Genomic DNA, 25,731 nt, shown 5'->3' on the forward strand with positions numbered 1-25,731 from the left:
CGGAGCACGCGCCCCCGGTCCCCGATAACGAGGCCGCACCTGCCTAGGCTGTGCGCGATGCCTTCGACTGTCACCGCCATCCTCGTCGCGCACCGCGACCCCGATCACCTACGACGGAGCCTCGATGCGCTCGCAGCGCAGACACGGCCTGCCGATTCGGTGGTCGTGATCGGAGTCGACTCCGACGACGCGACGACGGCACAGGCATCCGCTTCCGCGCCCGACCAGCTGCTGGCGTCGGCCGAGAGGATGCCGTTCGGCACGGCCCTCGGCGTCGCCTCCCGCGTCGTGCCGCCCACGGAATCGGACGACGCGTGGCTCTGGTTCCTCGGGCAGGACACCGCGCCGGAGCCGGAGGCGCTGCAGTCGCTGATGGACACCGTGGCGGTGTCGCCGTCGGTGGCGGTGGCCGGGCCCAAGCTCGTGGACTGGGACGAGGCATCCGTCATCCGCGAGCAGGGCATCTCGATGACGCGGTTCGGCGCCACGATCGTGCCCGTGCAGGACGAGTTCGACCAGGCCCAGCACGACGGAACCAGCGACATGCTCGCCGTGCCTGCTGCGGGAATGCTCCTCCGTCAGAAAGTGTGGGAGCAGCTCGGCGGCTTCGACCAGGGCTTGCCGGTCTTCGACGACGGTCTCGATCTGTGCGTGCGCGTGCGCCTCGCCGGCCACCGCGTCGTCATGGTGCCGTCGGCACGGGTCGCCTCGGCTGCTGACGGCACGAGCGTTCCCGTCCGCAGCCCGAAGGGCAGGGTACGTCGTCGGCAGCACCGTCAGCGCCGTTCCGCGCAGCTGCGACGCCGCATGGTCTACGCCCCGGCGTTCGCGCTCGTCTTCCACTGGCTCTCGCTCGTGCCCCTCGCCGTGGTGCGCTCGCTCGGCCTTCTGCTCGCCAAGCAACCGGGGGCGATCGGCGGCGAGTTCGCGGCAGCCTTCCAGACCGCCTTCGGAGGCAACCGCCTCGGCCACGCACGATCCACACTCGCGCGACATCGCACCGTGAAGTGGGCGGCCATCGCCCCACTGCGCATCCCGCTCTCCCAGGTGCGCAGGATGCGCGCCCAGCGTCGCGAAGCCAGCCTCGTGCGGCTGCACGGCGAGCGTCGCGAGCTGAACTTCTTCAGCGGGGGCGGCGTGTGGGTGGTGCTCGCGACGGCGTTGATGAGCATCGCGCTGTTCGCACCCTTCCTGGGCTCCTCGCAGCTGGGTGGGGGCGGACTGCTGCCGCTGAACGGCATCGGCACGCTCTGGTCGGAGCTCGGCTACGGCTGGCGTGAGCTCGGCATCGGTTTCGTCGGCGCTGCCGACCCGTTCACCGCGGTTCTCGCCGTGCTCGGGTCGCTCACGTTCTGGCAGCCGTCGTTCGCGCTCGTGCTGCTCTGGTTCGCCGCGCTGCCCCTCGCCGCGCTCGGAGCATGGTTCCTGTCCACACGGCTGACGCACCGCGCGGTGCTGCGGGCGACGTTCGCGCTGATCTGGGCGCTCGGTCCCATGCTGTTCGACGCGCTGCAGCAGGGACGCCCGGCCGCCGTGCTGGTGCACGTTCTGCTGCCCTGGCTGTTCTTCGCGGGCACCGCGGCGAAGCGGTCGTGGGCGGCGGCGGCGACCACGGGCATCCTCGCCGCGGCCGTGCTCGCGTGCTCACCGCTGCTGGCCGCCGCGCTCGTCGTCATCTGGGCGATCGGCCTGGCGCTGAGCGGACGAGGCGTCGTGCGGATGCTGCTCGTTCCGATCCCGACCATCGCTCTGTTCGCGCCCGTGGTCTGGCAGCAGATCGCCCGCGGCACGCCGCTCGCGGTGTTCGCCGACCCGGGGCTGCCCCAGGTCGGCGGGGCGAGGCATCCTCTGCAGGTCGCACTCGGTTTCGCCGACGGAGGACTCGGCGGGTGGCGAGAGCTCGCCGAGACGTTCGGACTGAACCAGCTGGTGCCGACGATCGTCGTGCCGATCCTGTTGGCGCCCATCGCGGTGCTCGCCCTCCTCGCCCTCTTCCTGCGCGGCACGATCCGCGCGACTCTCTGCCTCGTCGGCGCGCTGCTCGGCTTCGCCACGGCGGTGTTCGCACTCAATGTGTCGCTGTCCGTGCAGGGGTCGGAGCCGGTCGCGCTCTTCGTCGGTCCCGCGCTCAGCCTCTACTGGCTCGGACTCGTCGCCGCAGCCACGATGGCGCTCGTCGCGCTCGGTCGCTTCGCGATCGGGCCGGCCACCGTCGCGGTGGCGTTCGTGGCTGTCGCGGTGGCTCCGCTGGCGATCGCCGTGCCGCTGCAGAACTCCGCGGTCTCCACCGGCGCAACGGCGGCACTGCCCGCGTACGCGACCGCACAGGCGCAGACCAAGCCGCGCACCGCGACCCTGCGGCTGAGTCCGCAGAGTGACGGGTCGGTTGCCGCGCAGCTCGTGCATGGCACGGGCGTGAAGCTCGACGAGCAGAGCACGCTCAGCGCCACGAGTCGCACGCTGACCCGGCAGGAGCGTGAGCTGGCCACGCTGGCAGGCAACCTCACGTCGGCGAGCGGGCTGGACGCATCCACGCTGCTGCGGCACTTCGGGGTCTCGTTCGTGCTGCTGCAGACGAGCGCAGGAGAAGGCCTCTCGCAGGCTTCGGCCGCGCAGGCCAGGGCGGAGGCCGCGCTCGATGGCAATCCTCTGCTCACGCAGGTGGCGGCGACCGACGATGCCGTGCTGTGGAGCGTGCCGGCCCAGAAGACGACTGTGCCGGTTCCGCCGGATGCCGGTGGCTGGCTGCGCGTGGCGGTCTTCGTTCTGCTCGGCCTCGTGTTCGGACTCACGCTGCTGCTCGCCCTTCCGACGGGGCGCACCGAGCGCGGCACCCTGCGCAGGCCGACCGCAGCCGAGGTGCTCGGGTTGCAGGCGAAGCGTCGAGAACGCGCGGAGGCGGAACCGGACGCGGCAGGCAGAGCGGACTCTCCGCCCGCCGAACCGGAGTCGGACACGTCGGCGACGGGTGTCGAGGAGCCCCGCGATGAACAGCCCATCGGCGACGCTTCCGTCGCTGAGCCTCCGCTCGCCGCAGCGGGGGCGATGAACGGAACGTCCGCCGAGCACGACACGGAGGTGGTGCGCGATGGCGAATAGTCGTGCGATCGCGCGCGGAGGCGTCAGAGTGCTCGCGGGAGTCGTGGGCACCGCCGTGGCCGTCGCCGCGCTCGTCGGTGCCGCCGTCGTGCCGCTGCCCGCCTTCACGGTGAACCCGCCCTCGAAGACGGTGTCACCGGTGCCCGCGAACCAGCAGCGGGTGTGTCCCGGTGGGCTGCTCGAACTGGGAGACGGGTCGGCGGCGTCGTCGCTCACGTCGATCGGCGCTGCATCCACCAAGACCGAAGCGACCACGCAGGTCGTCACGAAGAGCCTCGCCACGCCGAGCGTGCACAGCGACGACGGCGCGCCGCGCACGATCAGCACCAACTCCACCGGAGCGGCGCAGCGCCCGTTGATCGCCGGGGCGCAGTCCCAGACCGCGTCGTCTGCGGACACGGCCGGTCTCGTGGCGGTGGCGTGCGGCGAGGCGACCTCGGACAGCTGGCTCGTCGCGGGCGCGACGACGCTGGGCGCCACGAGCCTCGTCATGCTGAACAACCCGACCGCGGTCGACGCGACGGTCGATCTCACCGTCTACACCGAGGCGGGACGGGCGGACGCTGCGGGGTCGACGGGCCTGATCGTGCGGGCGAAGTCGCAGCTGGTGGTGCCGCTGACCGGTCTGGTTCCGAACGCGCAAGCGTCCGTGGTGCACGTGCAGGCCTCGGGCGGCAGCGTCTACGCGGTACTGCAGCAAAGCGCGGTGTCAGGACTCGCGCCGCAGGGCGTCGACCTGGTCGCGCCCACCGCGGAACCGGCCACCTCGCTGGTGATTCCCGGCATGACGGTCAAGAACCTCGGCAAGGCCGCAGGTGCCGACGGCGCATCGAACCAGATCCCCGCGGTGCGTCTGCTCGCGCCGGGAACCTCGGCGGCCCATGTCACAGTGACCGCCACCTCGGAATCGGCGGCGAGCGTGCAGGCCACCTCCCGCATCACCCTGCAGGGGGCACCGTGCGCGAGGTGCCGCTGAACAATCTCATCGACGGGTCGTACACCGTGCGCATCACGTCCGACACCGCGGTCGTCGCTGCGGCGCGCACCGTGGATGCCGTCGCCGCGACATCCAAGAGCGAGTCGGCCACTGCGCAGGCGGAGGCCGCCACCCAGGACTTCGCGTGGTTCGTCGCGACCCAGCCGCTGCAGCAGAAGACGTTGTTCGCCGTTCCGAAGGGCCCTGCTCCGACGCTGCACCTCGTGAACGACGGAGCGAAGGATGCCTCGCTCACGCTCACGTCCGCCGCCGGCGACTCGAAGACGGTCACCGTCGACGCGGGCGCGACGCTCGCCGTGAGCGTCGACGCCTCAGAGGGCTACACGCTGGAAGGCGCGGCCGGGCTGCGGGCATCCGTGAGCCTGACCGGCAACGGGCTCGCGGCGTCGTTCGGACTGAACCCGCCTGGGCCGCTCGCGCAGCCGATCACCGTCTACCCGAAGTAGGGCGGACGCGGCGTCGGCACCCGGGGAACCGGCTCTCCGTCCGGCTCTCGGGGCGGTCGGCCCGGTCTGCGGGCGTGCGGCACTCAGTAGTGCCCGAAGCGGCCGCCGGGGGCGATGTCCCACGGGTCGCGGCCGAGCAGTTCCGCAACGGCGCGGAAGACGCAGCTCTCGACGAGGAGCTTGCGGTGCAGGTCGTCGTTGCGGTGCAGTCGGGCGAGGCGCTCGATCGGCACTCGGTACAGGGTGATCGCCTTGTGCGCAGGGTCGACGCCCCAGCGCTGCACCTCGTCGAAGCCGAGCGCGGCGGACGGCGCGGCGGCGATCTGCACGCGCATGTCGCCGAGCTCGTCCGGCCAGAGGCCCTTGAGAAAATCGGCCGTGGCCGCCACAGTCATCTCGAACACGTCGATACGGTCCTGCAGCAGCGGCAGATGGGGGCCGGTCACCGGACCTCTGGCACCGCGACCGTGTCGGTCGGAGCGACGCACCGGGGTGGCGTATCGCACGGGCCGTGATCGGGGCATGTCGACCATCCTAGGGTCTGAGGCGCGCTCCGGAGACGTGCCGAGCGCGCCGCGCGATGGGCGAGAAACACGCTGATCCCGTCGGCCCCGGCAACGCCTTCGGGGCGCCGCCCGCGAGTAGTGTTAGGCCTCGATGACGGCCAGAACCTGCTCCAAGGTCGCGTGCTCTCGTGAAGCGGTCTCCACGCTCACGTACGACTACGCGGACTCGATGGCGGTCATCGGACCCTTGTCGACGGTGCGCGAGCCGCACACCTACGACCTGTGCGCCATTCACGCCGAGCGGCTCTCGGCCCCGCTCGGCTGGCAGATCGTGCGCCACCAGGCGTTGGGCGAGCCGCAGGGCGGCGTTCTGTGATCGGCCGGCGCCCGGTTCTCGCGTAACGTCGAGCGGCGCCCTGAGACAATGGGCGCATGACTTCGCTCTCCACCGACTCCCACGCGCCCGCGTCGGCGCCGGAACGCCCGTTCGAGTTCCGCGTGCGCGACCTCGCGCTCGCCGAGGCCGGCCGCCATCAGCTCCGCCTGGCGGAGCACGAGATGCCTGGTCTCATGGCCCTTCGCGCCGAGTTCGAGGATGCCCGACCGCTTGCCGGAGCCCGCATCGCCGGCTCCCTGCACATGACGGTGCAGACCGCGGTGCTCATCGAGACGCTCGTGGCGCTCGGGGCGCAGGTGCGCTGGGCGAGCTGCAACATCTTCTCCACGCAAGACGAGGCGGCGGCCGCCGTCGTCGTGGGGCCGAACGGCACCCCCGAGCATCCCGAAGGCGTTCCCGTGTTCGCCTGGAAGGGCGAGAGCCTCGAGGAGTACTGGTGGTGCACGTCGCGCGTGTTCGACTGGAGCGCGGAGGCTGCAGAGGCAGGCGCCGACTTCACCGGCCCGAACCAGATCCTCGACGACGGCGGCGACGCGACGCTGCTCGTGCATCTCGGTGCGCAGTTCGAGGCGGACGGGCGGGTTCCGGATGCCACGGCAGGCGACTCGCACGAGTACCGCGTCATCCTCGACCTGCTGCGCGCATCCCTCGTCGAGTCTTCCGACCGCTGGACGCGCGTCGCCGGCGGCATTGTCGGCGTCACGGAGGAGACGACCACCGGTGCGCACCGGCTGTACGAGCTGGAACGCGACGGAAAGCTGCGCTTCACGGCGATCAACGTCAACGATTCGGTCACCAAGTCGAAGTTCGACAACAAGTACGGCATCCGGCACTCGCTCGTCGACGGCCTCAACCGCGCGACCGACGTGCTGATCGGCGGCAAGGTGGCGTTCGTGGCCGGCTACGGCGACGTCGGCAAGGGCGCGGCCGAGGCGCTGCGCGGCCAGGGAGCTCGCGTGATCGTGAGCGAGATCGACCCGATCAACGCTCTGCAGGCCGCGATGGACGGTTTCCAGGTCTCCCGGCTGGAGTCCGTGATCGGTGAGGTGGACATCCTCATCACGGGCACCGGCAACAAAGACGTCGTGCGTCTCGAGCACATCCTCGGGCTCAAGCACCTGGCGATCGTCGCCAACGTCGGCCACTTCGACAACGAGATCGACATGGCCGCGCTCGAGTCGCTCGAGGGTGCGGAGCGGGTGGAGATCAAGCCGCAGGTGCACGAGTGGCGCCTGCCGAACGGCCGCAACGTGCTCGTGTTGAGCGAAGGTCGCCTGATGAACCTGGGCAACGCGACGGGGCATCCGTCGTTCGTGATGAGCAACTCGTTCACCAACCAGGTGCTCGGTCAGCTGGAGCTGCACGTCAACCTCGCGGCCTACCCGCTCGGTGTGTACACGCTGCCGAAGGTGCTCGACGAGAAGGTGGCACGGCTGCACCTGGATGCCCTCGGCGTCGAGCTCACGACCCTCACCCCCGAGCAGGCGGACTACATCGGCGTGCCGGTCGACGGCCCCTACAAGTCGGACCAGTACCGGTACTGACGATTGAGGCGTGGTCGGACGAGCTCGCTCGTTCGACCACGCCGATTGAGTCAGTTGAGCGGCGCAGCCGCGATCACTGACACTCTGCAATTGCGCCAGCTCTCGTCTGTTGCGCCACGTTTTCTGGCGCTGCAACCGAGAGCTGGCGCAATTGTCGGTGAGCGTGAGCGTGAGCGTGAGCGCGGGCGTGAGCGCGGGCGTCGGTGAGTGTGGGTGGTGACCGGAGCTCGCGCCGGCGCTCAGCGCTGCGGGAAGCCGGGCGGCAGTGCGCTGAGCGCGCCCTGCACCGAGGCGAGGCGTCTCTCCTGCCCGATCAGCGCCGCGTACTCGCGGTCGCGGCGCAGCGCGGCGACCGCGACGAGGAACGTCTCCGCATCCGTGTTCGGCAGCGGGGCCACGAACGGCGCGGCCTCGCGGGCGAGATCCGTGGCGACGCGGAGGCGGGCATCCGGAACCAGCGTCTGCGCGTGGCGCAGAAACTCGGCGATGCGCCGGGACAGACGTGGCGGGAGGGCGGCGACATCGGCAACCGTGGCCCAGGCGGCCAGGTGTTCTGGCAGCGGTCGCGGCGCAGGCGGAGTCGGGGGCATGCGCTGCAGCTGCGAATAGGTGCCGGCGAGCAGATCGCCCAGTCGTCGTGACCGTGGAGACAGCAGCCCGGTGATGGCGGCGATGCCGCCGAAGGTCAGATACACCTCGATCACGCCCGCGAGCGAGCGTACGAAGGCGTGTCGGAGCTGTTCCGCGCCGCCGTCGTCGCGCACGATGCGCGCCCCGATCGCGAGCTTTCCGAGGCTGCGCCCATGGCTCAACGTCTCCACGAGCGTGGGCACGAGGAGGAAGACCACGACGATGATCGTGACCTGAATGGCCGCCGTCGCCGACTGATCGAGCACCGAGCCCGCGGCGGAGAGCGCGAGCAACAGCCCCAGGAGCAGCGCGTACCCGGCGAGCACGTCGATGGCCAGGCCAGCACCGCGCAGCACGAAGGTCGCCGGCCTCGCATCGAACGCGACGGCCTCGCCCGTCAGCTGCCGATCGTCGTCGGAGTATTCGGCAAGGCTGCGATCGACGTAGCGCGCGTTGCTCGCCGCGGTCGCCGTCATGGCTACCATCTAAGCAGTCATGGATGCCGACGCCTACGCCGCCGCCCACAGTGCAGAGTGGGATCGCCTCGGCACGCTCGCCGCACGCCGCCGTCTCGACGGCGAGTCGTCCGACGAGTTGATCGCCGCCTACCAGAGCGGGGCGACCCAACTCTCGGACCTGAGCTCGTCCGACGGCGACAGCGCCTACACGGACCGGCTCGCCACGGTGCTGGCCAGGTCGCGGCAGCGGTTCACCGGTGCCCGATCGAGTGCGACGAGCGTGATCGCCCGCTTCTTCGCGATCTCGCTGCCCGCCGCGCTGTACCGGGTGCGCTGGGTGACGCTGTTCGTCGCGCTCGCGACGGTGGCGGTGGCATCCCTCACCGCATGGTGGCTGGTCTCCGATCCGCGGGCGCTCGCGCAGGTGGGCACCGAGGCCGACCTCAAGCAGTATCTCAACCACGACTTCATCGACTACTACTCGCGCAACCCTGCGGCGTCGTTCGCCGGCCAGGTGTGGACCAACAATGCGTGGCTGGCGGCGCAGAGCATCGCCACGGGCATCCTCGGCGTGTACGTGCCGTACATCCTGCTGCAGAACGCCGTCAACGTCGGGGTCGCCGCCGGCATCTTCGTGCACTTCCACCGGTCCGACGTGCTGTTCTCCTACATCCTTCCGCACGGGATGCTCGAGCTCACCTCGCTCTTCGTCGCCGCGGCCGCCGGCCTGCGCATCTTCTGGGCGTGGATCGCCCCTGGCCCGCGCACGCGGGGCCAGGCGCTGGCGCAGGAGGGCCGCGCACTGTTCGCGATCGCGGTGGGAACGGCGATCAGCCTGTTCTGCTCCGGCCTCATCGAGGGCTTCGTCACCCCGTCGCCGCTGCCCGTGTGGCTCAAGATCGCGATCGGCGCGCTCGCGCTCGCGGCGTTCCTCTTCTACATGCTCGTGATCGGCCGACGTGCAGCACTCGCCGGCGAGACCGGCGATCTGGAGGCCGACGCACCACGTCGCCTCGTCGCGGCGTAGCTCGCATCGGCATCGGGTGGTGAAACGAATCGGGCTTCGAAGCGGAACGGGCCCGGCCGCGAAACGCGACCGGGCCCGTTGACGAAAGGCTGAGGCTACGCCTTCTTGGTGCCGTCGAACAGCGCCTTGAAGGTGAAGCCCGCGATCAGCGCACCGATGATCGGGGCGACGATGGTCACCCAGACCTGGCCGATGGCATCCGGACCGCCGTAGATCGCCGTGGCCAGCGCGCGCGCCGGGTTGAACGATCCGTTGGAGACCGGGATCGCGATGAGCGCGATCGTGGTCAGCGTGAGGCCGATGGCGAGCGGCGCGAAGCCGGCAGCCGCGCGCACGTGGGTCACGCCGAGGATGACGTAGAGGAAGAACGCCGTCGTGATGATCTCGATGATGAACACGGACCAGAAGCCGTATCCGCCGGGAGACAGCACGTCATAGCCCGTCGACGCACCCTTGAACTGCACGGTCAGGAAGTCGCCCTTCGCGCCCTTGGCTCCGGCGAGGATCCAGAGCAGGAAGCTCGAGGCGACGATGCCGCCGACCAGCTGGGCGATGATGTAGCCGATCACGTCGCGCCACGCGAAACGCTGCGCCGCCGCGAGGCCGAGCGTGACTGCTGGATTGAAGTGTCCGCCGGAGATCGGTCCGAAAGAATACGCACCGATCACGACCGAGAGGCCGAGCGCGAGCGAGACACCGACGAACCCGACGTTCAGCCCGCCGTCGCCGCCCTTGAAGCCGGCGGCGAAGAGTGCAGTGCCGACAACCGAGAACACCAGCAGGAACGTTCCGAAGGCTTCGGCCGCGAGGCGTGCACCGAGAGAAGGAGAAACAGAGGCCTCCGGTGAGGCCGCCGCGGGAGTTGACTCTGACATCTTCACTTTCCTTTGCGGATGGTGTGGCCGGGCAGACAACACACGGGGACGTGCGTCCCGGCGGAAATCGACGCTAAGCGATCTCCCAGGTTCGGGCCGAGTCATTTCGCCGCATGTCGCAACGCCGCAACCGAGCCGTGACCTGGGGCGATGCAGGGCACGCAGCCGCGCATCGAGCGCTCAGAGCCGGCCGGATGCCTTCATCTTCAGATACCTGTCGGCCAGCGCGGGCGGCAGCTCGGCCGGTGACGCGCTGACGACGTCTGCCCCGAGCTGACGTATCGCGTCGCCCACGCGGGACGCATCGAGCAGCGCCCGCTGCGCGGACGCCGCCGTGTAGAAGGAATCGATGCCGCTTGCCGGTTGTCCGAGCTCGGCCACGCGCGGATCGGTGACCGACGCCACCACGACGGTGTGCGACCTGGCCAGCTGCGGCAGCGTGGAGAGCAGTCCGGAGCTCGAACCGGGGGTGGAGGCGTCTGTCAGCAGCACGACGAGCGCATGCCGATGGGTGACCTGGCGTATCTGGGTCGGCACGGCCGACCAGTCCGTCTCGATGAGCTGCGGCTGCACGTCGGCCAGCGCCGTCACGAGCCGGTTCAGGAGAACCGCGCCCTTTGCGCCCATCACGCGTGCACGTACCCGACGATCGAACGCGAGCACGTCGACCCTGTCGCCGCCGCGATCGGCCAAGGCCGCGAGGAGCAGCGCCGACTCCATGAACGTGTCGAGCCGCGGCTCGTCGGCGATCCGCGCGGCCGAGGCGCGCCCGCTGTCGATCACGATGACGACGCGGCGGTCACGCTCGGGGCGCCACGTGCGCACCATGATCCCCGACCCGGCGCGTGCTGCCTGCGAGGTGCGCGCAGTGGCCCGCCAGTCGATCGATCGCACGTCGTCGCCGGCGACGTAGTCGCGCAGGGAGTCGAACTCGGTGCCCTCTCCGCGCACCATGAGCGGGGTCGCGCCGTCGAGCTCGCGCAACCGGGCCAGGCGCGACGGCAGGTGCTTGCGCGACCGGAAGGGCGGAAGGACCCGCAGCTCGGCAGGAGCTCCGAGGGTGGCCTGACGCGACCACAGGCCGAGCGGGCCCGCGCTGCGGATGACGATGAACGCCGAGCGCCGCGTGCCGCGACGGCGGGGTGTGAGGGTGATGCGGAGCAGCCTGCGCTCGCCGACCGGCACATCGAGCGGCAGGCGGGCCGGTGCCGCGCCTGCGGAGGGCTCCCAGCCGTCGCGGAGCGTTCCGTGCAGCCGCCTCGTGCCGAGGTTGGTGACCGTCAGGGTCCCCACGACGGACTCGTCGAGGCGTACCCGCGCCGACGGCGACCGCTCGACACGCACCCGTCTCGGCGAGGCGGCAGCCACCAGGTCGACGACGCCGAGCGCGCAGCAGAACACGAGCCAGCACGCCAGCACGAGGTAGGCGAGCGATGCGGTGTCGCCGAACACGACGACGGGCACGAGCCCCACAGCGAGAAGCGCGACGAAGCGCCCTGACACGGTCATGGCGCCCGACCTACAGCGGAACCTGCACCTGCTGCAGCACGGAGCGCAGGATGCCGTCTGCCGACACCCCTTCGAGCTCCGCCTCAGGCTGCAGCTGCAGCCGGTGCCGCCACGCGGCGGGCGCCATCTGCTGCACGTGGTCGGGCGTGATCGCGTCGTAGCCGCCGAGCCAGGCGTAGGCCTTGGCGGCGGCCAGCAGTGCCGTCGCGCCGCGCGGGCTCACGCCGAGCCGCACGGACGGGCTCTGTCTGGTGGCTCTGGCGAGGTCGACGATGTAGGCCAGCACATCGGCCCCGGCCGCGACCTGCCGCACCTGGACGCGGGCCGAGCTCACGCCGGCCGCATCGAGCACGGGGAGGATGCCCGCGGCATCCAGCGCTCGCGGATCGAACCCTGCGGAGTGCCTCCGCAGCACCTCGAACTCGGTGTTCCGGTCGGGAAGGTCGAGCACCAGCTTGAGCGCGAAGCGGTCGAGCTGCGCCTCGGGCAGCGTGTAGGTGCCCTCGTACTCGATCGGGTTCTGGGTCGCTGCGACGAGGAACGGGTCGGGCAGCGGCATGGTCTCGCCGTCGGCGCTCACCTGTCGCTCCTCCATCGCCTCGAGCAGGGCCGCCTGTGTCTTCGGCGGAGTGCGGTTGATCTCGTCGGCGAGCAGGATGTTCGTGAACACCGGCCCCTGTCGGAACACGAACGACGCGGACTTGGCGTCGTACACCACAGAACCCGTCACGTCGCCCGGCATCAGATCGGGGGTGAACTGCACGCGCTTCATGTCCAGCGAGAGCGTGGCCGCGAGCGAGCGCACGAGCAGCGTCTTCGCCACGCCGGGCACACCCTCGAGCAGCACGTGCCCGCCGGTGAGCAGCGCCACGAGCAGCCCCGTGACGGCGGCGTCCTGCCCGACGACGGCCTTGGCGACCTCGGCGCGCACGCGGGTGAACGCGTCGCGCGGTGCGCTCGGGGAGTCGGTTGCAGGGTCGGTCATCGTACGATCACTCCTCGTTCGCGGGTTCTGACGTGCCAGCTCATTGTGCCCCGCCCCGCACGGCTGCCCGCACGTCGCGCTCGAGCTCGGCGAGTCGGTCAGCACAGGCGAGGACCGCCGCGTCGGTCTGCGGCTCGTCGTCGATCAGCACGGCGTGCACGTCGGCGGCCTGCCATCCCGTGAGGCCCGTGACGGCGGCGGCCACCTGGTTGACGGAGGCGTGCGGGGGCAGCCCGCAGAGCGCGGCCATGCGGCGCAACGCTCCGACGCGCAACGCGTCGAGGGCATGCACGCGTGCGGATGCCGTGCGATACAGCCGCGCGCGCCCCTCCAGCGTCTCCGTCGAGCGCACCACGACGGGCAGGGACTCGACCACCAGCGGCCCGAAGCGGCGTCCGCTCCACACGGCGGCGGCCACGACGACGGCGATCAACAGCAGGATGGCGGGCGTGAGCCAGCCCGGGGTGATGTCGGCGAGCGATCCGGGGCCCGAGGCCGCGGCATCCGCGTCGGAGGGCAGGTACCAGACCAGCGTGCTGTGCTCGCCGAGCAGGCCGATGGCGAGTGCGGCGTTGCCGGCCTTGTCGATGCCGCCGTTGTCGAGCAGTTGCGAGCCGACCACGGTCACCGTGGCGCCGTGGCCGCGCACCTGCGCGAGCGCGTAGGCATCGCCGACCGCGAAACAGCCATCCGCGTCCCCGGTGGCACGGAACGCGTTCGTGACGCCCGCGACGGTCCCGGCCAGGCGAGCGGCCGGAACCGAGCACGCCGGCTGCGACGAGCGGGCGGCGGCGGGGCGACCGGCGAGGCCGACACCGGGCGCGATCGCCTCCAGCTGCGTGAAGCGGGGGTCGACGGTGACCAGCGCCGAGCCGAGCGCGCGCACGGAGCGCAGCTGGGCGGTATCCAGGATGCCGTTCGGGTCGGAGAGCAGCACGGTCGTGGTCGACCTGCCGGATGCCTCCTGCCGCGCCTGCGCCAACGTGCCTGCCGTGCGCACCTCGACGCCGTGCTGCGACAGCACGCGGGCGAGCGCCTGGCCGCCCTGCTGTCCGGGATTCGACGCTCCCATCGGGTCGTTGCTCGTCGTGGCCAGTGACAACTGGATGGCCACCGCGATGCCCGATCCGACGAGCAGGATCGCCACGAGCACCAGCCAGCCGCGCGCGCGGCGCAGTCCCTGGCGCGGCGTGCGGGAGAGCGCGGGTGCGGTCACCTGCGTCACGACGCTCCACCCGCCGAGGCGTCCAGGGCCATCGACAGCTGCGGCTTGGCCACCGCCAGCTCGCGGTCGAGCGCTGCCAACGACTCGTCGTCGTCCGCCGTCGCCGGATGCCCGAGGTAGCGCACGGCGTCGAACAGCCCCGCGGCCGCGTGCAGGCGCCGGTCGAACGCGGGCAGTGCGTCCGCAGCCTCGACCGCGAGCTCCTGCGACGTGGTGCCGGGAAGGAGCAGCACGATCGTGCGCTCGCCGAGGGCGCGTGCGATCGCGCGGAACCGGTCGCGCACGGCGTCGGCGTAACGGCCGGCGGCGGCCGCGGCGTCGGCATCCCTGCGCAGGTCGTCGACGCTGCGGGCGTCTCCGTCGTCGAAGACGGTCTCCGCTTCGCGCGCACGGCGCAGCCGGGGGAGGCCGAAGACGGCGAACGCCCCGATGATGAGCGCGAGTGCGATCGCGATGCCGATGCCGGCGAGCACCCAGCCCGCGTTGCCGCTCACGTGCACGCCGAGGGAGGCGAACCAGTCGGCGATCTGCTTCGCCACCTGATCGAACCAGGTCGGCTTCGCCGCCTGGTACTCGGGCTTCGCCAGTTCGTCGCGCAGCCAGTGCTGCGCGGTCGGTCCGTCTGGCGTGAGCGGCGGCGTGCCCGCGGAGACGAGAAGCGCCGCGAGCGGGCTCACGATGACCACTCGGCGCCCCATGGCTGCTGCGGCCACGGGGCGGGAGCCGGAGTGGCGAAGGGATCGTGGGCGTCCGGACGCCCCGCCGCACGCTCGTCGACCAGCCGACGCAGGTCGGCGTCGAGGCCCTCGCGGCGCATCCGCAGGTCGAGATACACGGTGGTCGCGGCCGCGGACTGCACGACCGAGGTCACGGAGCCCACGAGCGTGCCCACGATGAGCGAGATCACGTAGTACCCGATGGTCACGCCGATCGCTCCGCCGTCTTGAATCGTGCCGGTCGGGCTGATCAGCGCCAGCACGATGTAGTAGATGAGCTGCAGCGGCACCGTGATCACGCTGCTGGCGACGGAACAGACGACGGAGACGAGGGCGAGTACGCCGAAGGTCTTCCAGAACGAGCGCCGCGTGAGCGTCCAGGAGCGCAGGATGCCCGCCCCCACCCCGGTCTTCTCGATCACGATCGCGCTCGGCGTCAGCGCCGTCTTCGTCGACAGCCACACCAGCAGCACGATGACTCCGAGTCCGCCGAACACCGCGATGAGCACCGTCGCCAACACGGACCCCGCGGCCGCGGCGGCCACCGCGAGACCGACGACGGTTCCGATGGCGAGCGTGAGGCCTGCCGCGAGCAGGGCCGTCCAGCCGATGAGGCGCCAGCGCCGGCCGTGGGTCGCGTGCCACAGGCCGCGCAGGGTGAGCTTCTCGCCGAGCGCGCCGTGCGACACCTCGGAGGCGACGAGCCCCTGCACCAACGCGGTGCCGATCATCGTCACGATCACGGCGAGCAGGGTGGCGAGGATGAGCACCGCGATGCTGCCTGCCTCGATGAGCGAGGCGTCGGAGGTGGAGCTGCGATCGGCCGTCACGATGCGCAGCACGGCGAACACCGTGGTCAGCCCCACGATGAACACCGTCGCCACCGTGGTGATGAGCTGAACGATGAGGGCGCCGCCGACGGTGGCCCGCGGGTTGTGGCGCAGCACGCGGAACGGGGTGCCGAACAACGTGCCGAACGTCATCGGCCGCAGAGCGAAGAGGCCGGGGCGCGGCGGCGGCGTCCAGGCTCCCTGTTGCGTCCAGCCCGGTTGGGTGAACCCTGGCTGCGGTTGCTGCCAGCCGGGTTGCTGCCAACCTGGCTGTGGCTGCTGCCACTCAGGTTGCCAGGTGGCTGGTTGCTGTCCGGCAGGCGGTTGCGGCGGCGGCCAAGCGGCATCCGGCCGCGGCGCGGGCTGGGGAGGGCCCCACGACTCGGGCGCGGACCATGGCCGGTCCGTGCCGGGCGACGGGGACTGGGGGTCCGGCACCGAGCCGGAATCGCCCGCACCGAGGGATTCGTTCACCGCTGACTACCTGCTGCCGTTCGAGGTTCCACAATCCTGGCATAGACCGCGCCGTCGGGCACGCCCTGAGCCATGCGCCGCGAGCTGACCGGGAACGCCGGACAAGGGTCGACTACTCTTGTGCCATGGTCTCGCCCGGATGGTCGTCGTCCACGGGCGCTCAAGAGGAATCAGGACCCTTAACTGGCATGAACGCGCGAATCCTGGTCGTCGACGATGACACCGCTTTGGCCGAGATGATCGGCATCGTGCTGCGCACCGAGGGCTTCGAGCCGAGCTTCTGCGCCGACGGAGCCACCGCCATCGACGCCTTCCACGCGGGCAAACCCGATCTGGTCCTGCTCGACCTCATGCTGCCGGGCATGGACGGCATCGAGGTGTGCTCGCGCATCCGCGCCGAATCGGGCGTGCCGATCATCATGCTCACCGCCAAGTCCGACACGGCGGATGTCGTCAAGGGCCTCGAATCCGGCGCGGACGACTACATGGTCAAGCCGTTCAACCCCAAGGAGCTGGTCGCTCGCATCCGCACCCGGCTGCGGCCGTCGGCGTCGGCCCCGGCAGCCGATGCGTTGCGGGTCGGCGACCTCGAGATCGACGTGGCGGCGCACGAGGTGCGGCGCGGGGACGCCCGCATCAACCTCACGCCGCTCGAGTTCGACCTGCTCATCGCCCTCGCCTCGAAGCCGCAGCAGGTCTTCACTCGCGAGATGCTGCTCGAGCAGGTGTGGGGTTACCACTACAAGGCGGACACCCGCCTCGTGAACGTGCACGTGCAGCGGCTGCGGGCCAAGGTCGAAGACGACCCCGACAACCCCAAGATCGTGATGACTGTGCGCGGGGTCGGGTACCGCGCCGGCGCGACACCCTGAGATAAGGCATCCGTGTTCCTCGGCCTCGACTGGCGGCGGTGGCGGGAGTGGCCGGGCCGTCTCGCGCACGTCTGGCGCACGTCGCTGCAGTTCCGCACCGTGCTCATCACTGTGGCGCTCACCGGTGCGGCCGTGCTGGTGGCCGGCCTGGTGGTGTCGTTCGTCGTCGGCAACGACCTGTACCAGTCGCGGCTCGCGCAGGCGAACCAGGACTCGCAGCGCGCGACCGTCGACGCTCAGAAGAAGCTCGACGCCTCGGACGCCACCGATCCCGAGGCCGTCGACAACCTCTTTCTCCAGGTGTTCGGCGACATCAAGAACTCGACGGCCACCGGCCTCGTCGCATCGTTCCGCATGCCGGGCCAAGGCATCGACCCGGGGGCTCCGGTCGGCGTCTCCACGTTCGGCTCCGGCAACGATGTGATCAGCGGCGACCTTCGCAAGGCCGTGGAGTCGTCGCCGCACGCCCTGTTCGCGCAATCGGTGGCGCTGCCGGCGGCCAACGGCGCGACGCATCCGGGAATCGTCGTCGGCTCACAGCTCGAGCTGCCCAGCTCCGGCCGCTACGAGCTCTACATCGGATACGACCTGTCGGACTCGGAGCAGACCCTGCAGTTCGTGCAGCACACGCTGCTCGGCGTCGGCATCGCGCTGCTGCTGCTCATCGCGGGCATCACGTTCCTCGTGGTGCGGCTCGTGGTCACACCCATCAGAGTGGCGGCCCAGACCAGTCGTCGGCTCGCCGACGGCGATCTCGAAGTGCGCATGCCGATCGCGAACGAAGACGCGTTCGCCACGCTCGCCCGTTCATTCAACGGCATGGCGGATGCCCTGCAACGGCAGATCACGCAGCTCGCCACCCTCTCGCAGTTGCAGCAGCGCTTCGTCAGCGACGTGTCGCACGAGCTGCGAACACCGCTGACCACCATCCGGCTAGCCGGTGACGTCATCTACGACCAGCGCGAGGACTTTCCGCCTGCGACGGCCCGCACCGCCGAGTTGCTGCACACGCAGATCGAACGCTTCGACACCCTGCTCTCCGACCTGCTCGAGATCAGCAGATACGACGCCGGATCGGTCGTGCTCGAGCTCGAGCCCACCAACCTGGTGCGGCTCGCCGAAGACGCCGTCGACGACATGCGCCCGCTCGCCGTGACCAAGGGCTCGGAGCTGCGACTGGATGCCCCTGGCGGCTATTTCGAGGTCGACATGGATGCGAGGCGCGTGCGTCGCGTGCTGCGCAACCTGCTCGGAAACGCGATCGAGCACGGCGAGGGCAAGCCGATCGTCGTCACCGTGGACAGCAACAAATCGGCCGTCGCCCTGTCGGTGCGCGACTACGGACTGGGCATGAACGGCACAGAGGTCGTGCACGTCTTCGACCGCTTCTGGCGTGCCGATCCGTCGCGCAAACGCACGATCGGCGGCACGGGTCTCGGACTGGCCATCTCGCTCGAAGACGCGGTGCAGCACGACGGCGGGCTCGACGTCTGGTCGAGCCAGGGGGAGGGATCGAACTTCAGGCTCACGCTGCCGCGCACGCCGGGGGAGCCGATCGAATCGTCGCCCGTTCCGCTGACGCCGTCCGACGCCCCCCGCGACGTCGAGGGCCGCGCCGTGGGCAGCGAGCTGATCGGTTCGCAGCGCAGCCAGGCCGAGGCGGCGAGAGCGGGCGCAGGCGATGCGAAGGAACGTCGGTCGTGGCGGCGCGGCGAAGGACGGCGCCACGATCCGCGGGAGAAGTCGCGCGACGGGACGGTGAAGACGTGAGCGGGAGGCGGAACGCGGCCGCGGGCCGGCGAAAGGGGCGCGGGGGGATGCTGCGGGCATCCGTCATCGCGATGGCCCTCGTCGCCCTCGTGGCGGGGTGCGCGCAGATTCCGCGCACGAGTGCGGTCAAAGAGGTCGGGTCGATCAGCGAGCAGGACAGCGGCCTCGGGCAGGTGGACTTCCTGCCGAGCGCGCCGCAGAACGGGGCGACGCAGGAGGAGATCCTCAAGGGCTTCATCCAGGCCGCGGTGTCACCGCAGAGCGACTACGGCGTGGCGCGAGAGTTCCTCGCCACGGGGTTCCGCAGCAAGTGGAACCCGGATGCCTCTGTCACGGTCGACACCGGATCGGAGCGCGAGTACAGCGCAGAGGGCACGGACAAGCAACTGCTCACGCTGACCCCTGAGGCGTTCGTCGACGCGGGCGGCAGCTACCGCACCGCGGAATCGTCCACCGACATCCAGCAGCAGTACTCGTTCGTGAAACAGGGCGGCCAGTGGCGCATCTCGAAGGCGCCGAACGGGGTCATCATCGACAGTTCGCGCTTCCCGAACGTGTTCGAGGCGCACTCGCTCTACTTCTTCAGCCCCGACTTCAACTACCTCGTGCCCGATCAGCGGTGGTTCCCCAACGCGCCGGCGTCCCTGCAGACGCGCATCGTGAAGGAGCTCGTCGCCGGGCCGGCGAAGTGGCTGGCCGGCGCCTACGTCACCGCGTTCCCGCAGGGGTCGCAGTTGACGTCCGACTCGGTGACGGTCACGGGCGGTCAGGCCGATGTCGACCTCAACAGCACGGCGGGCGCTGTGGATGCCTCGACCGTCGCGCGCATGCAGCTGCAGCTCTCGCAGTCCCTCGCCTCCGTGGCCGGCATCACCGATGTGCGCATCTCCATCGAGGGGGTGCCGCGTCAGGTGTCCAACGATGCGGCGTCGCAGGTGATCCAAGACCCGAGCGTCGACACCAACGCGCTGGTGGAGCGAGCGGGCAAGTTCGGTCTGCTCTCAGGCTCGAACGTCACGGAGATCCCCGGCATCTCGTCGATGGTGGAGGCGCTCAAGCCTCGTGCCGTGACGCTTTCCGCCGACCACCGCACCGCCGTGGTGTCGGGCGACGGCGGCAACTGGCTCGTCGACGCCAGTGCGGACCAGCCCAGGCACATCGACGCACGGCCCGGCGTGATCGCCCCGACACTCGATCCGGCCGGTTACGGCTGGAGCGCGACGTCGAGCGATCCGCGCGACCTGGTGGTGCTCGGGCCGTCGGGCACCGTCGAAACCCTGACGGCGGGCTGGGCGGATGCCCGATCGTTGCTGGCCATCTCGATGTCGCGAGACGGCACCAGGCTGGCCGCGCTCGTGCACACCGACGAAGGCACCGACATCATGGTCGCCGGTGTCGTGCGCTCCTCGAGCGGCAAGCCGACGAGCATCTCGTCGCCGATCGATCTCGGACAGGTGCCGGGAGGAACGGCGCTCTCCCTGACCTGGCTCGACGAGCTCACGGTCGCTGCGCTGGCGAGCACGTCGCACGGGGACACCTCGGTCGATGTGCAGACGATCGGCGGCGGATCCGACGTGCAGCCCGGCCCCAGCAAGGGCGCCTCGATCGGACCGGTCGGAGCAGCACCGTACTACTGGGTGCTCACCTCCGACGGGTCGCTGCAGTGGCCGCGAGGTGCGGGCTGGCAGCAGCGCATCGACAACGTGCAGCTGATCGGCCAACAGCAGGGCAAGCCGTAGTCCCGCGCCCGGAGTGCGCGCTCCTGACGCCGAGAGTGTGTCTTTCCTTCTTCGACGGTGCGACTTCCAATCCTCGAGAGTGTGTGTCCCTTTCGCCGAGGGTGCGACGTGCTCTCGCCGAGCGTGCGAAATCCCCGCGGCCATCGCCTCCACACTCTGCGTCCCCGCAGGCCGGGCCGAGGCATCTTTCCCCGAGTCATGCCGGGCGGTCGCCGGGTGATTCCTCACCGGGCATGCTCGAGGGATGCCGCCCGCCCTGTTCGCCATGCGTCCCCTGCGCGCCGCGTTGCTCGACGCCGTCGCCGTGCTGTCGCCGACCTCGTGCGCGGGGTGCGGCCGTGCCGATCGAGGAGTGTGCGACGAATGCCGAGTCTCACTCGCGCCCTCGGTCGGCGTCGCGACGGTTGATGATCTGGCCGTCTCGTTCGCGCTCGACTACGACGGCGTGCCGCGCTCCGTTCTCGCGTCGTTCAAGGACGGCGGACGAACGGATGTCGCACCCCACCTCGCCCCCGCTCTGGCCGCAGCCGTCGCGCACGCGCTCGACGCCGCGGGCCAGGGGCCGACTCGGAAAGGCTTCGCGGCGCGAACCGGAGCGAGCGTCGATGCGGTACATCTCGTGACCATCCCGTCGTCGCGCGCCGCGTTCCGCGAACGCGGGTTCACACCCGTCGGCCTGCTGTTGGCGCACGGCGGGCTTCGAGCCGAGCGCGCCCTGTTCGCCCGCCGCCGGGCGGCGGACCAGGTCGGCCTCTCGGCCGTCTCTCGTCAGCGCAATCGATCGGGCTGGCTCGCCGCACGCCGCTGGGTGGCGGGGGAGCGCGTGGCGCTGGTCGACGACATCCTCACCACGGGGTCGACGCTGCTCGAAGCGCGACGCGCATTGCGCGAGGCCGGAGCGGTGGTGGTCGGTGCCGCGGTGCTCGCGCGTACGCCGCGCAGGCATCCATCGGCGACCACCGCGGTGGTGCGGGGCTGACTTCCCAGACGCCGACAGGGGGAGGACGGGCCGCCGCGACGCGACACCCAGCGTTCACCGATCCGACACGAAACAGACCCCCAGCATGTGGCTGGTGACAATGCGCCGACCCCGGTCTACGGTAGGGGAAAAGGTGCCGGTCCAGCCGCCCTTCCGAACGGGTGACGGCCGCACCGGAAGCGGAGGTCGCCATGGAAATCAACATCTTCGGACTCGGGGTGGGCATCACCGATCGCTTCCGCGAATACGCGACCGAGAAGTCCGCCAAGGTCGGCTCGCTCGCCGAGCGGGCCCTCTCGCTGGAGATCAAGGTCTCCCGCCACAACGAGAAGTCCGGAGGTCAGAACGGCGACGACCGTGTGGAGCTGACGCTCATCGGCCCCGGTCCCGTCGTTCGAGCCGAGGCGACCGCCGCCGACAAGTACGCGGCGTTCGACCTGGCGATCGGACGGTTGCTGGAGCGCGTGCGTCGCGCCAAAGACCGCCGCAAGATCCATCGCGGTCAGCACCGTCCGCCGTCGGTGCGCGAGGCCTCGACGGTGGGGCTCGGGCGGGTGGATGTCACGCCCGCCGCCGTCACGGTGCTCGAGCAGGTGCGCACGGGGAGCGTCCCCCTGCCGGAGGCTGCGGCCGAGGTCGAGGAGTCGGACGAGTACTGCCCCGTGGTCATCCGCAAGAAGGTTTTCGCGTCGGTCCCGATGACCGTGGACGACGCGCTCTATTACATGGAGCTCGTCGGACACGACTTCTATCTCTTCATCGACGAGGAGTCGAACCGGCCGTCGGTGGTCTACCGCCGCAAGGGCTGGGACTATGGCGTGATCGCGCTCGACGAGGATGCCGAGGAACTGCAGGAGGTGGCGACGGCATCCAGGAGGCTGGGTCGCGCCTGAGCGCACCCGCCATCGACTCGTGACGACGCCGGAAGCCCGTTCGAGGGCTCCCGGCGTCGTTCGTGAACGGGCCGTTCTGCCGCAACGGGCACGCACAGGAGGTGTCCGGTCTGAGGAGGTCACAGGCCGGTAACATGGGTGGCGTTGTCGTCTCGCAAGACGCAACCCGTCCACCCGGGACGACGATGCCCGACGGCATCCCCACGAACCACTTGGAGTGCATCAGTGGCCTCAGTTCTCGAAAAGGTGCTGCGTGTCGGCGAAGGCCGCACGCTCAGGCGGCTCGAGGCGTATGCCCGCGCCGTGAACGCGCTCGAGGAAGACTTCCAAGCTCTCACCGACGAGGAGCTACGCAACGAGACGACGGAGCTGCGCGAGCGCTACGGCAACGGCGAGTCGCTCGACGACCTGCTTCCCGAGGCGTTCGCCGCTGTGCGCGAGGCGTCGGTGCGCACGCTCGGCATGCGGCACTTCGATGTTCAGATCATGGGCGGCGCGGCGCTGCACCTCGGCAACATCGCCGAGATGAAGACCGGTGAGGGAAAGACGCTGGTCGCCACGACGGCCGCCTACCTGAACGCCATCGCCAGTCGTGGCGTGCACATCATCACGACGAACGACTACCTGGCCAGCTACCAGGGCGAGTTGATGGGTCGTGTCTTCCGGGCTCTGGGCATGACGACAGGCGTGATCATCGCGGGACAGACACCCGACGAGCGTCGCGAGCAGTACCTGGCCGACATCACGTACGGCACCAACAATGAGTTCGGCTTCGATTACCTGCGTGACAACATGGCATGGCAGGCGTCCGACATGGTGCAGCGGGGCCACTTCTTCGCGATCGTCGACGAGGTCGACTCGATCCTCATCGACGAGGCCCGCACGCCGCTGATCATCTCTGGTCCTTCGAGCGGTGAGGCGAACCGTTGGTTCAACGAGTTCGCCAGGCTGGCGACGCGTCTCGAGCCGGAGGTCGACTACGAGGTCGACGAGAAGAAGCGCACGGTGGGCGTGCTCGAGCCGGGCATCGAGAAGGTCGAGGACTATCTCGGCATCGACAACCTCTACGAGTCGGCCAACACGCCGCTCATCTCGTTCCTCAACAACGCGATCAAGGCCAACGCGCTGTTCAAGCGCGACAAGGACTACGTCGTGATGAACGACGAGGTGCTCATCGTCGACGAGCACACCGGCCGCATCCTCATGGGGCGCCGCTACAACGAGGGCATCCACCAGGCGATCGAGGCCAAGGAGGGCGTGCCCGTCAAGGCCGAGAACCAGACACTGGCCACCGTCACCCTGCAGAACTACTTCCGCCTCTACAACAAGCTCTCCGGCATGACGGGCACCGCCGAGACCGAGGCTTCCGAGTTCATGTCGACCTACAAGATCGGCGTCGTGGTCATTCCGACGAACAAGCCGATGATCCGCATGGACATGCCCGACCTCGTCTACAAGAACGAGGAGGCCAAGTTCAACCAGGTGGTCGAAGACATCGTCGAGCGTCACGCGAAGGGCCAGCCCGTGCTCGTCGGCACGACGAGCGTCGAGAAGAGCGAATACCTCTCGCGACTGCTGGCCAAGAAGGGCGTGCGGCACGAGGTGCTGAACGCGAAGAACCACGCGCGTGAGGCCGCGATCATCGCGCAGGCCGGGCGGCTGGGCGCCGTCACCGTCGCCACCAATATGGCCGGTCGTGGTACCGACATCATGCTCGGCGGCAACGCCGAGTTCATCGCCGTCGCCGAGCTCAACGCGCGGGGTCTCAGCCCGGTCGAGACTCCCGAGGAATACGAGGCCGAGTGGGACGGCGTCTACGCGCAGGTGAAGTCCTCGGTCGCCGATGAGGCGGAGAAGGTCGTCGACGTGGGCGGGCTGTACGTGCTCGGCACCGAGCGCCACGAGTCCCGCCGTATCGACAACCAGCTGCGCGGTCGTTCCGGCCGTCAGGGCGACCCGGGCGAGAGCCGGTTCTACCTGTCGCTGACCGACGATCTGATGCGACTGTTCAACGCCGGTGCCGCCGAGAGCCTCATGGGCAGGCGGAACGTGCCCGACGACCTGGCGATCGAGTCCAAGGTCGTGAGCCGAGCCATCCGCTCCGCCCAGTCGCAGGTCGAGGCACGCAACGCCGAGATCCGCAAGAACGTGCTCAAGTACGACGACGTGCTCAACCGTCAGCGCGAGGCGATCTACAGCGACCGCCGGCGCATCCTCGAGGGCGATGACCTGCACGAGCGCGTGCAGAAGTTCCTCGAAGACGTCATCACCGAGGTGATCGAGCAGCACACGGGAGAGACGACCAGCGATGACTGGGACCTCGACGCGCTCTGGGCCGACCTCAAGATCTTGTACCCGGTCGGCATCACGATCGACGAGGTCGTGGCCGAGGTGGGCAGCAAGGGCCGGGTCAACAGCGAGTACATGAAGCGGGAGGTGCTCTCGGATGCCCGCCTCGCCTATTCGCGCAGGGAGGAGCAGCTGGGCGCTCCCGCGATGCGCGAGCTCGAGCGACGCGTCGTGTTGTCGGTGATCGACCGTCGCTGGCGCGATCACCTCTACGAGATGGACTACCTGAAGGACGGCATCGGCCTGCGAGCCATGGCGCAGCGCGACCCGCTGGTCGAGTACCAGCGCGAGGGCTTCGCCATGTACCAGCAGATGATGGGCGCCATCCGCGAGGAGTCCGTCGGGTTCCTCTACAACCTCGAGGTCGAGGTGACCCAGGCCGCCGGCGAGGTGACCGAGGTGGATGCCAAGGGGCTGGCCCCCGCGGACAACCAGCAGCAGCGACTCAGCTACTCGGCCCCGAGCGACGACGGCAGCGTCGAGGTGCGCAACCAGCGCGGCCAGGTCGACAACGCGGCGACCGATCGCGCGGAGCGTGCTCGTCGTCGACAGCTCGCGGCCCAGCAGGAAGAGGTCGCGTCGCGGCAGCAGCAGAGCACATCGCGTGGTTCGTTCGGACAGCGCTCGGACGACGCAGGCGAGGCGGCGCCGTTGAACCGCGCGGAGCGCCGCGCCCAGGAGCGCCGCCGCCACTGATCGCGGCGAGTCCGGCACGGTGTCCGACGGCGTCTGCGTCGTCGGACACCGTGTTGTCGGACACCACGCAGTCCGACGCTGCGCTGTCGGACGCTGTGGCGGACACCGCCGTTTCAGTGAGCCGATAACGGTGCGTTGCGCGCGGAGCATCCGCGCGCGCCGACGCCGCTCACAGCACGCTGAGCGCCGACGCGCGCCAGCGCCGGTCGAGACCCTCGAGGCGAATGGCGAGGGCGCGCACGCGAATGGGCGTGCGCACGATGACGGTGGCCTCGACGATGCCGTCGCGCGGCTCGTAGACATGGGTGCTCAGCACGCTGAGCGCGGGCCGCATGGCCGGGATGCCTTTCACCCGCCTGGCCCGTTCGGCGAGCACGGTGCGGTGCAGCAAGGTGTTGTACACCTCGTCGGTCACCCACCTGCTCAGCTGTTCGAGATCGCGGGCTCCTGCGATCACCTCGAGGATGCTTCTGGCCAGGTTGATGAGCAAAGGCTCGGGGTCGGGCAGCTCGGCACGCTGCGTTCGCTGCGCCATGAAGAACTCGTCGCCGAACCCGTGGCGCACCGCCACGCGGGCGGTCGCCCCGTCGGAAGGCGGAACGTCGTCGTGAGCTGACGGCGGGAGTCCGTGGCGGGGCGCGTTGCTGGACGAAGCTGTCGAGGCCGGACTCATCGGGCTGCTCCCTGCGGTCGAGAAGGGTAGGCGGGCCGGATA

21 protein-coding genes are annotated in these 25,731 nt (G+C 70.0%); 12 read left to right on the plus strand and 9 right to left on the minus strand.

The genetic code is table 11. The annotated features are described in order from the left end of the window. Positions 1-57 precede the first annotated feature (57 nt). Genes FPZ11_RS18405 through FPZ11_RS20055 form a run of 3 tightly spaced genes read left to right on the plus strand, consistent with a single transcriptional unit; the run spans position 58 to position 4,542 of the window. Positions 58-3,099 (plus strand): glycosyltransferase, encoded by a 3,042-nt coding sequence (locus FPZ11_RS18405; RefSeq protein WP_146322458.1) that lies wholly within the window; start codon positions 58-60, stop codon positions 3,097-3,099. Continuing rightward, entirely contained in the window at positions 3,089-4,075 is a 987-nt protein-coding gene (locus FPZ11_RS18410; protein WP_146322459.1) for a DUF5719 family protein, read from the plus strand. The genes FPZ11_RS18405 and FPZ11_RS18410 overlap by 11 nt, the downstream gene beginning before the upstream one ends. After that, positions 4,066-4,542 (plus strand): DUF5719 family protein, encoded by a 477-nt coding sequence (locus FPZ11_RS20055; protein WP_146322460.1) that lies wholly within the window; start codon positions 4,066-4,068, stop codon positions 4,540-4,542. The genes FPZ11_RS18410 and FPZ11_RS20055 overlap by 10 nt, the downstream gene beginning before the upstream one ends. Positions 4,543-4,625: 83 nt before the next feature. On the opposite strand, the gene FPZ11_RS18420 is transcribed toward FPZ11_RS20055, so the two are convergent. Next, on the minus strand, positions 4,626-5,066 hold the full coding sequence (locus FPZ11_RS18420) for a metallopeptidase family protein (RefSeq protein WP_146322461.1): 441 nt from the start codon (positions 5,064-5,066) through the stop codon (positions 4,626-4,628). A 133-nt stretch (positions 5,067-5,199) separates the two neighbouring features. Here FPZ11_RS18420 and FPZ11_RS18425 point away from each other — a divergent pair, with 133 nt between their 5' ends. Continuing rightward, entirely contained in the window at positions 5,200-5,424 is a 225-nt protein-coding gene (locus FPZ11_RS18425; protein ID WP_146322462.1) for a DUF3499 family protein, read from the plus strand. 56 nt (positions 5,425-5,480) lie between these two features. Beyond that, entirely contained in the window at positions 5,481-6,989 is a 1,509-nt protein-coding gene (gene ahcY / locus FPZ11_RS18430; RefSeq protein ID WP_146322463.1) for an adenosylhomocysteinase, read from the plus strand. Between the two features lie 239 nt (positions 6,990-7,228). Here ahcY and FPZ11_RS18435 read toward each other — a convergent pair whose 3' ends face one another. After that, a complete protein-coding gene (locus tag FPZ11_RS18435; RefSeq protein ID WP_146322464.1) occupies positions 7,229-8,095 on the minus strand; it encodes an RDD family protein in 867 nt (288 codons plus the stop codon). 19 nt (positions 8,096-8,114) lie between these two features. Here FPZ11_RS18435 and FPZ11_RS18440 point away from each other — a divergent pair, with 19 nt between their 5' ends. Continuing rightward, a complete protein-coding gene (locus FPZ11_RS18440) occupies positions 8,115-9,104 on the plus strand; it encodes a stage II sporulation protein M (RefSeq protein WP_146322465.1) in 990 nt (329 codons plus the stop codon). Positions 9,105-9,199: 95 nt separating this feature from the next. On the opposite strand, the gene FPZ11_RS18445 is transcribed toward FPZ11_RS18440, so the two are convergent. The 6 genes from FPZ11_RS18445 to FPZ11_RS18470 form a co-directional block, all read right to left on the minus strand. Then, the gene (locus FPZ11_RS18445; protein ID WP_146322466.1) at positions 9,200-9,979 is read right to left on the minus strand and encodes an aquaporin; all 780 of its coding nucleotides are present in this window, start codon (positions 9,977-9,979) and stop codon (positions 9,200-9,202) included. 180 nt (positions 9,980-10,159) lie between these two features. Next, entirely contained in the window at positions 10,160-11,488 is a 1,329-nt protein-coding gene (locus tag FPZ11_RS18450) for a DUF58 domain-containing protein (RefSeq protein WP_146322467.1), read from the minus strand. Positions 11,489-11,498: 10 nt separating this feature from the next. Further along, positions 11,499-12,473, minus strand: coding sequence for an AAA family ATPase (locus FPZ11_RS18455; RefSeq protein WP_146322468.1), 975 nt, complete (start codon positions 12,471-12,473; stop codon positions 11,499-11,501). 40 nt (positions 12,474-12,513) lie between these two features. Then, a complete protein-coding gene (locus FPZ11_RS18460) occupies positions 12,514-13,698 on the minus strand; it encodes a DUF4350 domain-containing protein (RefSeq protein ID WP_146322469.1) in 1,185 nt (394 codons plus the stop codon). Next, entirely contained in the window at positions 13,695-14,384 is a 690-nt protein-coding gene (locus FPZ11_RS18465) for a DUF4129 domain-containing protein (protein WP_246846407.1), read from the minus strand. Before FPZ11_RS18465 ends, FPZ11_RS18460 begins: the two co-directional genes overlap by 4 nt. Next, a complete protein-coding gene (locus FPZ11_RS18470) occupies positions 14,372-15,397 on the minus strand; it encodes a DUF7847 domain-containing protein (RefSeq protein WP_146322470.1) in 1,026 nt (341 codons plus the stop codon). Before FPZ11_RS18470 ends, FPZ11_RS18465 begins: the two co-directional genes overlap by 13 nt. Before the next feature lie 509 nt (positions 15,398-15,906). Here FPZ11_RS18470 and mtrA point away from each other — a divergent pair. The 6 genes from mtrA (at position 15,907) to secA (ending at position 25,016) form a co-directional block, all read left to right on the plus strand. Beyond that, the gene (gene mtrA / locus FPZ11_RS18475; RefSeq protein WP_146322471.1) at positions 15,907-16,590 is read left to right on the plus strand and encodes an MtrAB system response regulator MtrA; all 684 of its coding nucleotides are present in this window, start codon (positions 15,907-15,909) and stop codon (positions 16,588-16,590) included. Positions 16,591-16,602: 12 nt separating this feature from the next. Continuing rightward, a complete protein-coding gene (mtrB, locus tag FPZ11_RS18480) occupies positions 16,603-18,360 on the plus strand; it encodes an MtrAB system histidine kinase MtrB (RefSeq protein WP_210415918.1) in 1,758 nt (585 codons plus the stop codon). Between the two features lie 47 nt (positions 18,361-18,407). Further along, positions 18,408-20,099, plus strand: coding sequence for an LpqB family beta-propeller domain-containing protein (locus tag FPZ11_RS18485; RefSeq protein WP_146322472.1), 1,692 nt, complete (start codon positions 18,408-18,410; stop codon positions 20,097-20,099). A gap of 244 nt (positions 20,100-20,343) precedes the next feature. After that, positions 20,344-21,078, plus strand: coding sequence for a ComF family protein (locus tag FPZ11_RS18490; protein WP_146322473.1), 735 nt, complete (start codon positions 20,344-20,346; stop codon positions 21,076-21,078). Positions 21,079-21,269: 191 nt separating this feature from the next. Further along, entirely contained in the window at positions 21,270-21,971 is a 702-nt protein-coding gene (hpf, locus tag FPZ11_RS18495) for a ribosome hibernation-promoting factor, HPF/YfiA family (protein WP_146322474.1), read from the plus strand. A 225-nt stretch (positions 21,972-22,196) separates the two neighbouring features. After that, a complete protein-coding gene (gene secA, locus FPZ11_RS18500; protein ID WP_146322475.1) occupies positions 22,197-25,016 on the plus strand; it encodes a preprotein translocase subunit SecA in 2,820 nt (939 codons plus the stop codon). A gap of 169 nt (positions 25,017-25,185) precedes the next feature. Here the strand turns inward: secA and FPZ11_RS18505 are convergent, their stop codons facing one another. Beyond that, a complete protein-coding gene (locus FPZ11_RS18505; protein ID WP_146322476.1) occupies positions 25,186-25,689 on the minus strand; it encodes an Rv3235 family protein in 504 nt (167 codons plus the stop codon). Positions 25,690-25,731: the final 42 nt, after the last annotated feature.

This window comes from Humibacter ginsenosidimutans (assembly GCF_007859675.1).
GTDB classification, from domain to species: Bacteria; Actinomycetota; Actinomycetes; order Actinomycetales; family Microbacteriaceae; genus Humibacter; species Humibacter ginsenosidimutans.

Excerpts from the sequence above, each read along its gene's own strand:
- FPZ11_RS18470 (WP_146322470.1), bottom strand. The coding sequence starts at position 15,397 with ATGACGTTCGGCACGTTGTTCGGCACCCCGTTCCGCGTGCTGCGCCAC.
- mtrA (WP_146322471.1), top strand. The coding sequence starts at position 15,907 with ATGAACGCGCGAATCCTGGTCGTCGACGATGACACCGCTTTGGCCGAG.
- FPZ11_RS18420 (WP_146322461.1), bottom strand. The coding sequence starts at position 5,066 with ATGCCCCGATCACGGCCCGTGCGATACGCCACCCCGGTGCGTCGCTCC.
- FPZ11_RS18505 (WP_146322476.1), bottom strand. The coding sequence starts at position 25,689 with ATGAGTCCGGCCTCGACAGCTTCGTCCAGCAACGCGCCCCGCCACGGA.
- FPZ11_RS18455 (WP_146322468.1), bottom strand. The coding sequence starts at position 12,473 with ATGACCGACCCTGCAACCGACTCCCCGAGCGCACCGCGCGACGCGTTC.
- FPZ11_RS18425 (WP_146322462.1), top strand. The coding sequence starts at position 5,200 with ATGACGGCCAGAACCTGCTCCAAGGTCGCGTGCTCTCGTGAAGCGGTC.
- FPZ11_RS18450 (WP_146322467.1), bottom strand. The coding sequence starts at position 11,488 with ATGACCGTGTCAGGGCGCTTCGTCGCGCTTCTCGCTGTGGGGCTCGTG.
- hpf (WP_146322474.1), top strand. The coding sequence starts at position 21,270 with ATGGAAATCAACATCTTCGGACTCGGGGTGGGCATCACCGATCGCTTC.
- FPZ11_RS18440 (WP_146322465.1), top strand. The coding sequence starts at position 8,115 with ATGGATGCCGACGCCTACGCCGCCGCCCACAGTGCAGAGTGGGATCGC.
- ahcY (WP_146322463.1), top strand. The coding sequence starts at position 5,481 with ATGACTTCGCTCTCCACCGACTCCCACGCGCCCGCGTCGGCGCCGGAA.
- FPZ11_RS18410 (WP_146322459.1), top strand. The coding sequence starts at position 3,089 with ATGGCGAATAGTCGTGCGATCGCGCGCGGAGGCGTCAGAGTGCTCGCG.
- FPZ11_RS18435 (WP_146322464.1), bottom strand. The coding sequence starts at position 8,095 with ATGACGGCGACCGCGGCGAGCAACGCGCGCTACGTCGATCGCAGCCTT.
- FPZ11_RS18405 (WP_146322458.1), top strand. The coding sequence starts at position 58 with ATGCCTTCGACTGTCACCGCCATCCTCGTCGCGCACCGCGACCCCGAT.
- FPZ11_RS18485 (WP_146322472.1), top strand. The coding sequence starts at position 18,408 with ATGCTGCGGGCATCCGTCATCGCGATGGCCCTCGTCGCCCTCGTGGCG.
- FPZ11_RS18490 (WP_146322473.1), top strand. The coding sequence starts at position 20,344 with ATGCCGCCCGCCCTGTTCGCCATGCGTCCCCTGCGCGCCGCGTTGCTC.
- FPZ11_RS18445 (WP_146322466.1), bottom strand. The coding sequence starts at position 9,979 with ATGTCAGAGTCAACTCCCGCGGCGGCCTCACCGGAGGCCTCTGTTTCT.